Genomic DNA, 13,444 nt, shown 5'->3' with positions numbered 1-13,444 from the left:
TTGTTTAGTTACTTAAGAAAGGTACCATTTTCCATTAGGATAGAGGGATAAACTTCCTGTTCTTTCAGAGATTAGATTTCCATCCAAATCCATGACAAGTAATTTTTCATAGTATTTATAGTCATTGGTTATTGTATCTCCTTCTAGGCCTTCTTCGATCCATTGGTTTATATAAAGTCTATCTTTGTCGACATATAAAACTGATTGGTCTGGCTCCATTTCTATGCTAAATTTACGTGGGTAGTAGGAAATAAATCTATCGGAAGAGCTACATATATGAAATTCATATCCATCTTCTAAAGATAAGTTATATAATTCCACTTCCTCTATTGGTATTTTGTGTATACTTTCTAAGCTTTGTTCTGGAAAATATTTTATTAATTCTACAAGATTTTTGTTGAAATCCAATTTTAAAAAATAGAAAAAATTATTTTTAAATTTTGCATAGGAATAGCTTACATTTTTTTCTTTTTCAAAAGGGGTATAGACTTTCTTATTTAATAAATCATAAAATCTAATAACTGCCCCTTGGTAGTAACCTGTGTCATTAATCCATTCAGGTATTTCATAAAAACATTCTGAATCTGAAAGGGAATTATAATATCTATCTTGTCCTAAGATAGGTACAAGATTTTCTCCAAGAGTTTCATTAAAAACTTCTATTTCCATTTTAATTGTCTCCATTATTTATTTAGTGTATTCTCATTAATAATTAATCAAAACTATAATTTTTTATAAACTTCTCTTGTGAAGTCTGTTTTTATTTTTCCGTTTTTAATGTTGTAAAGGTCACTTGCCAAAATTTCCTTATCAAGCATCTCTTTTGTTATGCCACTTGATGTGTCGTAAAAGGATTTGAAGGAATATATTTTATTTATATTTTTTGATTTTTTAAAAATTTCTAGACCTCTCTCGTCGCAAGCAAGGACTCTTGTGTAAGGGTCCTTAAAAGAATTTTTTATTAGGTCTTTTTTTACGTCTAAGAGGATTTCTATGATTAATCTCTTTATCCTAGACCTGCTGTGCCTTTTTGAGTGGACTTTCTCTATGAGGTCGTGAAAATTTTCTGAGTCAAGATTTTCTAGAATCCTATTTTCAAGTCCTTTTTCGTAGTCAAAGTAGTCATTAAAATTTATTTTTTCACTAAGCATCTTGTATTTGAAGATGTCAAAGTAATTTTCTAATTTGTTTTCCGCTACTAAGTCATAGCCTGGCAAAAAGTTAGAGACATCTTCTCCTTCATAGGCTAGCCTCCTAATGTGTGATGCTGATGCAAATCCATCAAGTGAAAAATCATCATCATGATTAACATTTTTTCTTTTTATTGAGTGAGCCTCTATACTCGAATTTAATTTTGCAAGACTCCTAAGATATTCGAGGCCCAAGATGTTATTGGGTCTTTTTAAAGTTTCTTTTTCTTCTTCATCTAAGAAGTCCATGGCAAGTTGGCGAGACCTTATAAAGGACATGCCTTCTGATAAATGTTTTTTTAACTTAGCTTCATCAAAGTTTTTGCCAATTTTTTCTTGAAGACTTCTTAAGACTTCCACATCATCTTCGCTGCCAAAGTAAAGTCTATGGACTATGCCCATGGAGTTTAAAATATTTATAGCTCCAAGTGCAAATATTTCTGCGTTAGATGTTGCATAGGGAAGGGGAAGCTCTAAGACAAGACTTGCTCCATTATTTACAGCCTGCCTTGCTCTTTCGTATTTATTAATAATTGCAGGCTCGCCCCTTTGGACAAAGCTACCAGACATAATGACTACAATAAAATCTGTGTAGTCCTCTTTTATTTTATTAATTTGATAGGCGTGTCCCTTGTGGAAGGGATTGTACTCGGCTATTATAGAAGCAATTTTCATATTTTTAAATCTCCAATTATTGACTAATGGCTACAACTGTTATAAACTAATTATTAGTTATTATACTATATTTAATAAATTTAAAAAACTGAGGAGGAAATATGAAGATATTAGTTATTAATTGCGGATCATCTTCCCTTAAATATCAACTTATTAACATGGAAACTGAAGATGTGATGGCAAAGGGTTTAGTTGAAAGAATCGGAATTGAAGGTTCAAGAATTAAACACGAAACAATTGGTAAGGAAAAGAAAACTATTGAAACTCCAATGCAAGACCACAAGAGAGCTCTTGAACTTGTAATGGAATCCCTAACAAATGAAGAATACGGTGCAATCAAATCACTTGATGAAATTGATGCTGTAGGTCACAGAGTTGTACACGGTGGCGAAGACTTCGCTCAATCTGTTGTAATCGACGAAAAAGTGCTAAAGGGAATTGAAGATAATGTTGAAATAGCTCCTCTTCACAACCCACCAAACATTATGGGAATCAAGGCTTGTCAAAGACTTCTTCCTAATGTTAAACAAGTTGCAGTATTTGATACAGCTTTCCACCAAACTATGCCAGAAGAAAGCTACATCTATGCACTTCCATATGAATACTACGAAAAATATAAAATTAGAAGATTTGGATTCCACGGAACTTCTCACAGATACATCACTAACAGGGCAGCAGAAATGCTTGGCAAGGATGTAAATGAAGTTAACTTAATCACTTGTCACCTTGGTAATGGTTCAAGTATATGTGCAGTTAAAAATGGTAAATCAATTGATACATCAATGGGCTTCACACCACTTGAAGGACTTGCTATGGGTACAAGATGTGGTGACCTAGATCCAGCTATTCTTCCATTCATCATGGACAAGGAAAATCTTTCTACTGAAGAAATCAACACTCTAATTAATAAAAAATCAGGTGTACTAGGAATTTCTGGAGTATCAAGTGACTTTAGAGATATTGAAGAAGCTAGAGACCAAGGAAACAAGAGAGCAAAACTTGCCCTTGATATCTTTGAAAAGAGAGTTCGTGGCTACGTTGGTTCTTACATGACTGAACTTGATCATGTTGACGCTATTGTATTTACAGCTGGCGTTGGTGAAAACTCTATTGAAATGAGAGAATCAATTTGTGCTGGATTAAAATCTATAGGCATAAAACTTGACCCTGAAAGAAACAATGTAAGAGGAGAAGATAAACTTATTTCTTCTGACGATTCTTCAATCAAAGTTTTTGTTATCCCAACTAACGAAGAGCTTATGATTGCAAGAGATACAAAGGAACTTGTTTAAGTTTAATTTTCAATATAGTATTGACAGACTAAATTTTAAAAGCTATAATTATTTGTATGTATTTTTGAGGTGAGAAAATGAAATTAGATCTTAGTACTTTTTTGTCATCTGATGAAGTCAGATTAGACTTTGAGGGTATTCTAGAGGAAAATGACACGGATTTGAATTTAGAGGATCTCAATCTCATCTATCCCGTAGAGTACAATGGATATATTCATGATTTGACAGGGGAGTTAGAACTTTGTCTCAATATTTCCTACAAATTTAAGGCTAACTGTGACCGATGTCTCAAGGAATTTGTAAATGAGAAGGAGACAAGTTACATTGCTTACAATTTTAAAGACCCAAGTTTATATGATGAAGATTCTGTAGACGAGTACTTTAAAATTAAGAATGATTCCATAGATCTTTCGGAAATTATTTTTTCACAAATACTTACTTCCATTAATGGGAAGAATTTGTGTAGCCAAGATTGCAAGGGATTATGCCCACATTGTGGCAAGAACTTGAATGATGGCCCTTGTGATTGTGTGGAAGAAGAAATTGAAGAAGAAGTTGTGGACCCAAGATTTGGGAAGTTATTAGATTTATTTAAAGATGAGGAGGTGTAGAAATGGCCGTACCTAAGAGAAAAACTTCAAAACAAAGAAAGAACAAGAGAAGAGCATCTTCTTACAGATTAAATAAAGCAACAGTAGTTGAATGTCCTAACTGCCATGAAATGAAATTACCTCATAGAGTTTGTCCTTCTTGTGGACACTATGCAGGCAAAGAAATTGTTACAGAAGCAGAATAATAAAGTGAGACTTAGGTCTCGCTTTTTTTATTTCTCTTAATTGACTTTGAATTTTTAAAATTTTATTTGCAAAAAATTAGAGAGGTTTCGTAACCTCTCTTTTTGTTTTAGTTATCAAATTTTTTTAATAGACCTAGGATCCTAGAAAGTAGGTAAATTTTTATAAATTCTAGTCCTAGGTTTAGGATCAAATGAATTCCAACTCTTATAACTTCTGTATGTTTTTCCATAAGCTCACCTCTTATTACTGATTTCTTTTAGCTTATTCAATATCAAAATAAGAAAAACTATTTCTACAATGCTTGTTATGTAGTTGGGTTGTAAAAACGTTAAAAATTTTATTGTTTGTGGACTCATAAGCTCCTCCTTTAGATTCCTAAAGTTATTCTTATTTATAGTTTACTACTTTAGCAAAAAAAATCAAATTTAAATTATAATAAATGTGATAAAAATCACGTTATTTTTTTGAAAATAATGGTAAAATCAAAATAGAAAAGAGGGATACAATGAGTTTATTTTTAGGATACATTCACCATTTGATGTACGAAAAGATTTTATTTCAAGAAGAATTGTTAACAAGTTTACTTGACTTAGCTGATGAAGATGAAAAAATTAGTTTAAGCAAGGACCTTGATAAGGAATTTCCAATAGAGAAGGGTGACTTAAAGGATATTATTGACGAAGCTAATATTCACGGCTGGCTTGATGAAAGAGTGAGAAGAAGTGAAAACCGACTTGCAAAGACAGTGGGAGTTTTGTTAAAGGACTTTGACATAGAAGATTTAAAAAACAAATTCTACGACTTTGGAAAATCTTATGAGGCTGGAGATACTCCTGGTGAAGCCTTCAACTTTATTACTACAAAATTTTTAGATGGGATGCCTTGCGACCACTCCCTCATGATTGTAAAAAATGATGAAGATGAATTTGTTTTTGAGGTTGTAAGAGACCTTCACAGAGATATTTGGGCGAATTATGTAAATCCAGATTTGTATTGGGACCTAAGAGATGCTTTTATAGGTGGAAGTTTAGAAAATTCTGGATTAAAATATGAAAAGATAAATGAAACTTATGTAATTAGGAAGTGAATAAATGGATACTTTAAAATTTACGATTGAATACTTGGAAGATGAGCACGAAGAAATTTTAGCTTTTTGCAATAGAATGGAAGAAAAGTGTTTGGAAATTCTTAAGGGACAAGTAGATGTTGAATTTTTTAGGAAGGCTATAAGTTTTATAAGATTATATGCCGATGGACTTCACCACAAGAAGGAAGAGGACATTTTATTTAAGGCAATGCTTGATAATCTTGGACCTCTTGCAGAAAAAGTTGTGCGTGGTGGCATGCTTGTGGAACATCAAATGGCGAGGGGTTATGTAATGGAACTTGAAAATAATTTAAATTTATTTGAAGAAACTTCAGATGATCTTGCTAAGTTACACATAATAACTAATGCCATGTCCTATGTTGAGCTACTTAGAAATCATGCAGAAAAGGAAAACAAAACAGTTTATCCCTTTGCAGATAAAAGCCTTCCAGAAGATGTGAAAGAAGAAGTTGCTAGGGAAATGGAAGATAGGGTTAAGGAAGAAGAAAAAAATCTTGAAGACAAAAAGAATTTAATGAAGTCCTTGGGAATTTGATTTAAAATTTTCCTTAGTTTTTATAAATTCACTTTCATCTATTAGTATAAAGATTACAAATTGATTACAAAGCCTTCATAAGCAAGACTTTTACCAGACTTTTTGATAATATAATTCCTCGAGGTGAAAGAATGAAAAGAATATTTATATTGATGATAATTTTAATTGCAGCACCTCTCGGTGTTTTTGCATCTAAAGAAGCAGCCATGCCTTTAAATGTAAGTGCAATTAAGGAAAGTGATGTTTATAATTTTGAAATTAAAAATGCCAAGGCTAAGGACCTAATAGAAATTGAAGTTAAGAGCGAGGGAAATGAATCTAAGGGATTATTTAAGAAAAATATTATCTCCAAGGATAATAAAAATTTCGTTTCTATTAGCCAAAAGGAATTAGATTCAGCTGTTGGACCTTCAAGTGGTTATGCCTTTAGACTTAGATTTGCCAATAAGGACAAGTCTTCGGAATTTTCCAATGAACTTCACCTAGGCAAGGCTCCTGTTTTTAGAAATTACAGCAACTGGGCCTATAAAGATTTATTGAAGGCAGAAGATTTAAAACTTTTTTCTAAAGAAGTTGCAACTGATACAAGAGCAAAAATTACTAGGGAAGAATTTGCAGAAATTGCAGTTAAGGCATACAAGATAAAATACAAGAGATCTTCTCAAGGTTCTGTTAAGCACTTCAAGGACACAGACAACCAATATGTTAACATGGCTTGTGACCTTGGAATTATGAGTGGAAAGGGCGATGAAACTTTTGCTCCAAAGGCTCATATGACTAGGGAAGACTATGCAGTTGTTATTGCAAATATTTTTGAACTAAATAACAGCAAAAACGTAAGTATAAAGGATAGGAAGAAGATTGCAAATTATGCAAGAGAATCTGTTAACAAGGCACTTAATGCAAAGTATTTGACTTTGGATGAAAAGAAAAACTTCAATCCAAAGAAGGAAATGAATAGGGAAGAAGTTATTTCTTCTATAGTACGTCATATTTAATGAAAAGTTTACAAAAAATTTATTTAAATTATAAAATTAAATAATCTATGATATAATACTTCCAGGTGAGATAATGAAAAAAGTAATTTTTGACATTAGTCCACTTGGAAGTTTTCAATTTTCTTGTGAGACTTACATAATTTATTATAGAGAAAAATATGGAAAAGATATTTTTTTCTACACTAGAAAAGATGGAAAGTATATTAAGGTAGAGGATAGGGAAGAGCTTAAGAATTTAAATAATAGGGTCATTGTTCACAGAGACTTGGGACCTGTTGTTGAAATGATTCCTCACGACTTAGACACAAGAGTCTTGCCCCTAGATGAAGAGCAAGAAGAAGATGAAATTTTAATTGGTATTGTAGAGAGATTGGGAGAGAAAGCAAGCTGGAAAAATTCTAAGATACAGGTTGTTGAAGTTTAAAAATTAATGGCAAAGAAAAAGAGATTCAATTGCGAATCTCTTATTTTTTTACAAATTTTTATTTTTTATGTCTGCTGGGAAGTCCACAAGAATTTTTTCAATCCTATTCTTTGTCTTTTTTACAATTGTAAATTTAAGGTCGTCAATTTTTATGACTTCATTGAGTTTAGGGAACCTGTCAATATTTTCGATTATATAACCACCAAGGGAGTCAAACTCTTGACACTCAAGTTCTGTTCCAAAAATTTGATTTATCTCGTCAATATTTATTGAAGCTTCAATAATATATTTGTTTGGACCAACTTGTAGGATTTCTTCATCTTCTTCTTTGTCGTACTCGTCAGAAATTTGTCCAACGATTTTCTCAAAGATGTCTTCAAAGGTAATCATTCCCTCGGTTCCACCATACTCGTCTGTAACTATGGCAACGGATAATTTTTTTTGCCTCATTTCAGAGAAGAGAGTTCCTGTTGGTTTGTACTCAAAAGTGAAGAAGGCCTTTTTGAAAAATTCTTTGTTATCAGCAAGGGACTTAGTCCTATCCATGTGGAAGATGTCCTTAACATTTAAGATGCCAACAATATTGTCAAGATTGTCTTCATAGACTGGCATTCTTGAATAAGAATATTCAGAAATTTTTTCTATTATTTCATCAAAGCTTTCTTCGATATCTATTGCAATTATGTCAGTTCTTGGTGTCATAATGTCTTTGGCGTAGTTGTCCTTAAAGTCAATTACATTTTGAATCATCCTTGACTCATTTTTATTTATAATTCCTTCTTCCATACCAAGGTCCATGGCATCAATTAGGTCTTCTTCTGTTATTATTGGTGCCTTGTAGTCCTTGTCCTTGATCACAATTTTTATTATAGATTGGGACAAGAAGTTTATGAACATTGAAAAAGGTCTCAAAATTGTAATTAAAAAATTTAAAAATTTTGCATACTTTGGCACAATTTTTTCGTAGTTATTTTTGCCTAAGTTCCTTGGTAGGCTTTCTCCAAAAATTATTATTATAATCGTAGAGAGTATTATTCCTATAACAAGCCCAAGGATGTCGAAGACTTCGTAGAAGAATATAGAGGTAAAGATAATTGAAAGTGAATTAGAAAAATAATCCAAGATCAAAGTTGTGGAATAAATATTTTCTTTCTTCACAAGTTTTTTTATCACTGAGATATTTTTTACTTCTAAGTCTTCAAGCCTAGATAATTTTACAGACCCAAGAGCCAAGTAGGCATTCTCGATTAGGGTAAATAAATAGGAAAAATATATTGCCACAAGGGCTAAGATTAGGTATATGTAATAAGTCATAAAATTCAACTCCATTTAGTTTTTTATACCCAAATAAATTTAATCTAAAAAAGCTGCCCTCAGGCAGCCTTTTGATTATTCAACAGTTACTGATTTTGCTAAGTTTCTAGGTTTGTCTACGTCGTTGCCAAGTAATACTGAAGTGTAATAAGCAATTAGTTGTTCAGGTATTACTGCAAGAAGGGGTGTCAAGAGATCAATAGTTTTTGGAATTTCTATTATTTCATCTGAAGAATCTTTGACGAATTCATTTCCTTCTTCTGCAATAGAGATAACTTTAGCTCCTCTTGCAATAAGCTCTTGGTTATTTGAAACAGTTTTATCAAGAATCTTGCTATAAAGTGCAACTGAGATAACAGGTGTGCCTTCTTCTATAAGGGCAATTGAGCCGTGTTTAAGTTCTCCAGAAGGGAAGGCTTCTGTGTGAATGTAAGAAATTTCTTTTAACTTTAAGGCTCCCTCTTTTGCTGTTATATAGTCAAGAGATCTACCAGTGTAGAAAATTGATTTAGCATTTTTAATTGAGTCTGCAATTTCTTTAAATTCTTCTTTGTGCTTTAAGATTTCTTCAATTTGTGATGGAAGTTTTTCCATATTTTCAATTATATTTTTAACTTCATCTTGAGAAATTTTATTTAACTTAAGAGCAATGTCCATAGCCAAGAAGTAAAGTGAAATAACTTGTGTTGTGTAGGCCTTTGTTGAGGCAACAGAAATTTCTGGTCCTGCATAACAATAGATAACCTTGTCTGCTTCTCTAGAAATTGATGAGCCAACAACATTTGTAACAGCAAGAGTTTTTGCTCCGATTTTTTTAGCTTCTCTAAGAGCTGCTAGGGTGTCTGCTGTTTCTCCAGATTGAGATACAAAGATTACAAGAGACCTGTCGTCTAAGAACATATTCTTGTATCTAAACTCAGATGCGATTTCTGAAATCACTGGTATGCCACAAAGATTTTCTATTGCATACTTGCCAGCTTCTCCTGCGTGGAAGGCAGTACCACAAGCAGTTACATATATTTTGTCAATATTCTCTAGTTCTTCAAGAGATAAGCTTCCTTCAGCTGGAAGATTAATCTTGTAGTCCTTGTGTTTAATTGAGATAACTTCTTTTAGGATAGAAGGTTGCTCATGAATTTCCTTAATAAGGAAGTGGTCGTAACCTTCCTTTGATGCATCTGATGCAGAAATCTCAACTTCAGTAATTTCTCTTTCTACTTTCTTATGGTCCTTGTCATAGATTGTATAAGAGTCTTCTCTCATGTCAACTACGTCGCCATCTTCAAGATAAATAATCTTATTAGTGTGTTCAATAACAGATGTAATATCACTTGCTACAAAGTATCCATCATCACAGATAGCAAAGAGAAGAGGTGAAGAGTTTCTAACAGCTATTAGTCTATTAGGTTCATTCTCATCAATGATTCCAAGACTGTAGGCTCCCTTTAAGATGTTAGTTGATTTAAAGACAGCTTCCAAGATGTCGCCATCATATTCTTCTGATATCAAGTTAGGTATAACTTCTGTATCTGTTTGTGAAAGGAAAGTGTGTCCCTTGTCTACTAACATATTTCTAAGTTCTAAGTAGTTCTCTACGATTCCATTGTGGACTACAGAAACTTTTTTGTCAGAACTTAGGTGGGGGTGAGCGTTAATTTCATTTGGCTCGCCGTGAGTTGCCCATCTTGTGTGACCAATACAAACATTAGAAGGGTACTTATCAATGTCAAAGGATTCTTCAAGAGCCTTTATACGACCTTTTTTCTTAAATGTTACTAATTTATCATCTTTTATAAAAGAAAGTCCTGCAGAGTCATAACCCCTGTATTCTAATTTTTTAAGACCTTCTAGTACTAATTTCGTTGCAATATTTTTTCCAATATATCCAACTATTCCGCACATATTTCTACCTCCAATTTGTTAGAGACTCACTACATTTATTTTGTTATAAAATTACTTTTATTTTTTGTAAAATGTTTAGGCTGTGAAACCTTTGAGGCATCCGCCGATTTTCGATAACCTCATACCTCGTCAGCCACTAGGGCTCAGGCGCTTCATAAATTTTTGTCTCTTTCTGTAAATTTTACCATAAGGTATATTTAAAGTAAACTTAATAAGCTTGCAAGCTCTCTTATACCTATGAATTAGTAAAGTTATGTTAAAATAAATTTGGAGGTTCTTATGAAAATTTTTTGTAAAGAATATGAAGTGATGAATTTTTTATCAAGTGATGGAGACCTAAAGCTCAATCATCTTGTAAGTTACTTAATAGAAACGTCAAACTATCAGTCAATAGATCTTGGTCTTAGCAATGAAAAATTATTAGACATGGGTTACACTTGGATGATTTATAAGTGGAAAATAAAAATTAATAGGTACCCAAGAAGTCATGAGAAAATAAAAATTAAAACTTGGGCAAGTGGATTTAAAAACATAAATGCCTTTCGCGAGTTTGAAGTTTATTGCAAAGGAGAAAAAGTTATTGAAGCTTCAGCTATATTTTTGTTAATTGATGTTGAGAAGAGAAAAGCGATAAAAATTCCTGAAGAAATCGCAGAAATTTATGGAAATAATGGAAGTAGAATTTTCAAAAGCATTGAAAGAGTTAATGAGCCAAGTGATCAAGAGATAACAAATAGATTTTCTTATAAAATTTTAAGGAGAGACTTGGATTTTAATAATCACGTCAACAATTCTGTTTATCTTGAACTTATTTATGAAGTTGTAACTGATGAGTACACTCATGTAAAGTTTAAAGACATCAATGTCAACTATATTAATGAATTGAAGTTAGGCGATGAGATTGTAATTGATTTTTATAGAGAAGAGGATAGGTTTTATTTCTTCTTCAAGAGCAAAGATCAAAGTCAAATTTATGCAAGGATTTGTGGCGTCTCTGAGACCCCAATAAGTTGAAAAAATATTTTTCAAATGTTAACATATTCATAGAAAAGTTAATAAATTAGAAAGAAAATTACGGAGGTAATAATGGATAAAGATAAAGTTTTAGCAGAAGTAAATGGTAAAAAGATCACAGGAGTGGATTACAATTTATTTATTGATTCACTTAACCCACAATTAAAACAATATTTTGGCGGAGAAGAATTAAATAAGGACGTGGTAAATGAATTAGTTTACCAAGCTCTTTTATATGAAGATGCAATGGAAAAGGGCATGGACAAGGAAGATGAATTCATCCAAGTTGTTGAAAAGACAAAGGAAAGCATGCTAAAGACATATGCACTTGGAAAGCTTCTTGCTACTGCTGAAGTTAAAGATGAAGACATCAAAAAGTTCTATGAAGAAAACAAAGATGCCTTTAAGCAAGGAGAATCTGCTGATGCTTCTCACATCTTAGTTGAAGAAGAAGACAAGGCGAGAGAAATCTATGAAAAAATTAAAAATGGCGGAGACTTTGAAGAACTTGCAAAGGAATATTCAACTTGTCCATCAAAGGAAAAGGGTGGAAATCTTGGAACTTTCACTAGGGGACAAATGGTAAAAGAATTTGAAGATGCAGTTTTTGAAAACGAAGTTGGAACTATTACTGAACCAGTTAAAACTCAATTTGGTTACCACATTATAAAAATCAACCAAAAGAATGATGCAAGGGAACTTTCTTTTGATGAAGTTAAAGATAGAATTGTGGAACAAGTTAGAAGACAAAAGGAACAAGAAATTTACAACAAAAAAATCACAGAATTAAAAGACAAATACGAAGTGAAAATGAACATCTAGGTGGATTATGAAACTTGAGCTTTTTAATTACATCGATGATGTAATGGATCTTTTTGATTACCATAAAATTGAACTTGCGGGAGTTAATAAAGAGCTTAAAAAGTATTTTACAGATTTATTTTTAGATGATGATAGGCTTACAAATATCACTACAAGAATAAAAACTCAGGAATCCTTACGAGAAAAACTCATTAGGCGAAATTTTTTCATGAGGTTTCCTGATCCTGTTAGTGGATTTAAGTACATTCAAGATTTAGTTGGAATTAGAGTTGAATGCCGTTTCATCAAGGACGAAGAAGACCTTTATAAAAAAATTATCAAGGACTTCACAATAAAGTCCGACAGGGGTTATTATAGGTCTAATAAAAATAGAAAGATTAGACTTAAGCTAGATGACCCCCAACCTCAAACTCTTGCAAATGGTTTCACAATGTTTAAACTTGATGGTGAATATGATACTGGGTCTTTTATTTATTGTTTTGAGCTTCAGATAAAGTCCTTTGTAAATGTATTTTGGGGAGAAATTGACCACAAGCTACTTTACAAAAATTACAACTACATTGTTACCGAAGGCTTCTTTAGGGAAATTATGAATTCCATTAATGACAACCTAAAGATGATTGACAAGCAGCTTATGATACTTTACGACCATGTAAAGAAGCAGGATGCCTCAGAGACAATTTCTGCAGAGTTACAATTAAAGAAACTTTTGTCAAAGATCCTTCACGATGTATTCACTACGAAAATTCATGAAGAGCTGGGAATATATTTAAACATAAAAATTATAACAGACATAGTTGTAGATTTTCTATTTATGAAGTCTTCGAGAAATAAGGACTTAAGTTATGGAGAAAATTTCATAAATTTAATTAACAAGGTGAACTCTGTTTCTGGAAATGAAATGGACTTTGAAGAGTACATTGTTTTTAAAAACACGCCAAAATATTATGACAACTTTTCTAAGGGACTAATAGAAGTTTTTAGCAAGGTATTAAACAGTGACCTAGATTGGAATATTTTCTTTAAAATCTTACAGAGATTGTTACAAGAATCTTATAGCGACATATTGACTGAGTTTATTATTTTTGTGAGATATGAGTATACTTGTAGCCTAAGAAAACTCTGTGAAGACAAAGAACTTTCAAAAGAGAAGTCGCAAGAATTTGAAAAGGAAGTTTTATCTCTTGTTTTAGAAGAGTTTAAAAAGACACCTTCTCTTGAATTTTTAATGGATAAATCTCTAAATAAGTTTAGAAATGTGCTTTGCGAAATAGAAAAGTCTGATACCAAATCAAGGGACAGAATGCTTAAAATATTTAAAGACAATTATACTTTTTAATATGTAATTATTAACACTTCTTATGTATAATAGA

At 32.1% G+C, this 13,444-nt stretch carries 15 protein-coding genes; 10 read left to right on the top strand and 5 right to left on the bottom strand.

Features of this window, described 5'->3' with window-relative positions:
* Positions 1–12 precede the first annotated feature (12 nt).
* On the bottom strand, positions 13–669 hold the full coding sequence (locus tag M9426_RS00970) for a hypothetical protein (RefSeq protein ID WP_250342173.1): 657 nt from the start codon (positions 667–669) through the stop codon (positions 13–15).
* Positions 670–722: 53 nt separating this feature from the next.
* Complete coding sequence (locus M9426_RS00965) at positions 723–1,865, bottom strand: tRNA(Met) cytidine acetate ligase (RefSeq protein WP_250342172.1); 1,143 nt, start codon at positions 1,863–1,865, stop codon at positions 723–725.
* Between the two features lie 101 nt (positions 1,866–1,966).
* Between M9426_RS00965 and M9426_RS00960 the strand changes: the two genes are divergently transcribed.
* The 3 genes from M9426_RS00960 to rpmF all read left to right on the top strand — a co-directional run bounded on the left by M9426_RS00960 (position 1,967) and on the right by rpmF (position 3,953).
* Entirely contained in the window at positions 1,967–3,157 is a 1,191-nt protein-coding gene (locus tag M9426_RS00960; protein ID WP_060800356.1) for an acetate kinase, read from the top strand.
* 77 nt (positions 3,158–3,234) lie between these two features.
* Positions 3,235–3,768, top strand: coding sequence for a YceD family protein (locus M9426_RS00955; RefSeq protein WP_005957603.1), 534 nt, complete (start codon positions 3,235–3,237; stop codon positions 3,766–3,768).
* Between the two features lie 2 nt (positions 3,769–3,770).
* Positions 3,771–3,953, top strand: coding sequence for a 50S ribosomal protein L32 (rpmF, locus tag M9426_RS00950; protein ID WP_005957570.1), 183 nt, complete (start codon positions 3,771–3,773; stop codon positions 3,951–3,953).
* 107 nt (positions 3,954–4,060) lie between these two features.
* Here rpmF and M9426_RS09270 read toward each other — a convergent pair whose 3' ends face one another.
* The gene (locus M9426_RS09270; RefSeq protein WP_256466624.1) at positions 4,061–4,183 is read right to left on the bottom strand and encodes a hypothetical protein; all 123 of its coding nucleotides are present in this window, start codon (positions 4,181–4,183) and stop codon (positions 4,061–4,063) included.
* 276 nt (positions 4,184–4,459) lie between these two features.
* Here M9426_RS09270 and M9426_RS00945 point away from each other — a divergent pair, with 276 nt between their 5' ends.
* From M9426_RS00945 to M9426_RS00930, 4 genes are all read left to right on the top strand, one after another.
* Complete coding sequence (locus M9426_RS00945) at positions 4,460–5,041, top strand: hypothetical protein (protein ID WP_250342171.1); 582 nt, start codon at positions 4,460–4,462, stop codon at positions 5,039–5,041.
* A gap of 4 nt (positions 5,042–5,045) precedes the next feature.
* Entirely contained in the window at positions 5,046–5,597 is a 552-nt protein-coding gene (locus M9426_RS00940) for a hemerythrin domain-containing protein (RefSeq protein ID WP_060800353.1), read from the top strand.
* A 131-nt stretch (positions 5,598–5,728) separates the two neighbouring features.
* Positions 5,729–6,595, top strand: a complete 867-nt coding sequence (locus M9426_RS00935; RefSeq protein ID WP_250342170.1) for an S-layer homology domain-containing protein — start codon at positions 5,729–5,731, stop codon at positions 6,593–6,595.
* Between the two features lie 73 nt (positions 6,596–6,668).
* Positions 6,669–7,019: a hypothetical protein gene (locus M9426_RS00930; protein ID WP_250342169.1), complete on the top strand. Its 351-nt coding sequence runs from the start codon at positions 6,669–6,671 to the stop codon at positions 7,017–7,019.
* 48 nt (positions 7,020–7,067) lie between these two features.
* Here the strand turns inward: M9426_RS00930 and M9426_RS00925 are convergent, their stop codons facing one another.
* The gene (locus M9426_RS00925; protein WP_250342168.1) at positions 7,068–8,333 is read right to left on the bottom strand and encodes a hemolysin family protein; all 1,266 of its coding nucleotides are present in this window, start codon (positions 8,331–8,333) and stop codon (positions 7,068–7,070) included.
* Positions 8,334–8,408: 75 nt separating this feature from the next.
* Complete coding sequence (gene glmS / locus M9426_RS00920; protein WP_250342167.1) at positions 8,409–10,235, bottom strand: glutamine--fructose-6-phosphate transaminase (isomerizing); 1,827 nt, start codon at positions 10,233–10,235, stop codon at positions 8,409–8,411.
* A 279-nt stretch (positions 10,236–10,514) separates the two neighbouring features.
* On the opposite strand from glmS, the gene M9426_RS00915 reads away from it, so the two are divergent.
* From M9426_RS00915 to M9426_RS00905, 3 genes are all read left to right on the top strand, one after another.
* Entirely contained in the window at positions 10,515–11,249 is a 735-nt protein-coding gene (locus M9426_RS00915) for an acyl-[acyl-carrier-protein] thioesterase (RefSeq protein WP_250342166.1), read from the top strand.
* A gap of 72 nt (positions 11,250–11,321) precedes the next feature.
* A complete protein-coding gene (locus tag M9426_RS00910; protein ID WP_250342165.1) occupies positions 11,322–12,071 on the top strand; it encodes a peptidylprolyl isomerase in 750 nt (249 codons plus the stop codon).
* Between the two features lie 7 nt (positions 12,072–12,078).
* Positions 12,079–13,410, top strand: a complete 1,332-nt coding sequence (locus M9426_RS00905; protein WP_250342164.1) for a GTP pyrophosphokinase — start codon at positions 12,079–12,081, stop codon at positions 13,408–13,410.
* Positions 13,411–13,444 lie beyond the last annotated feature (34 nt).

Origin of the sequence: Peptoniphilus genitalis, assembly GCF_023614525.1 — a bacterium.
GTDB classification, from domain to species: Bacteria; Bacillota; Clostridia; order Tissierellales; family Peptoniphilaceae; genus Peptoniphilus_A; species Peptoniphilus_A genitalis.
This window is presented reverse-complemented; position numbering and strand designations above follow the sequence as displayed.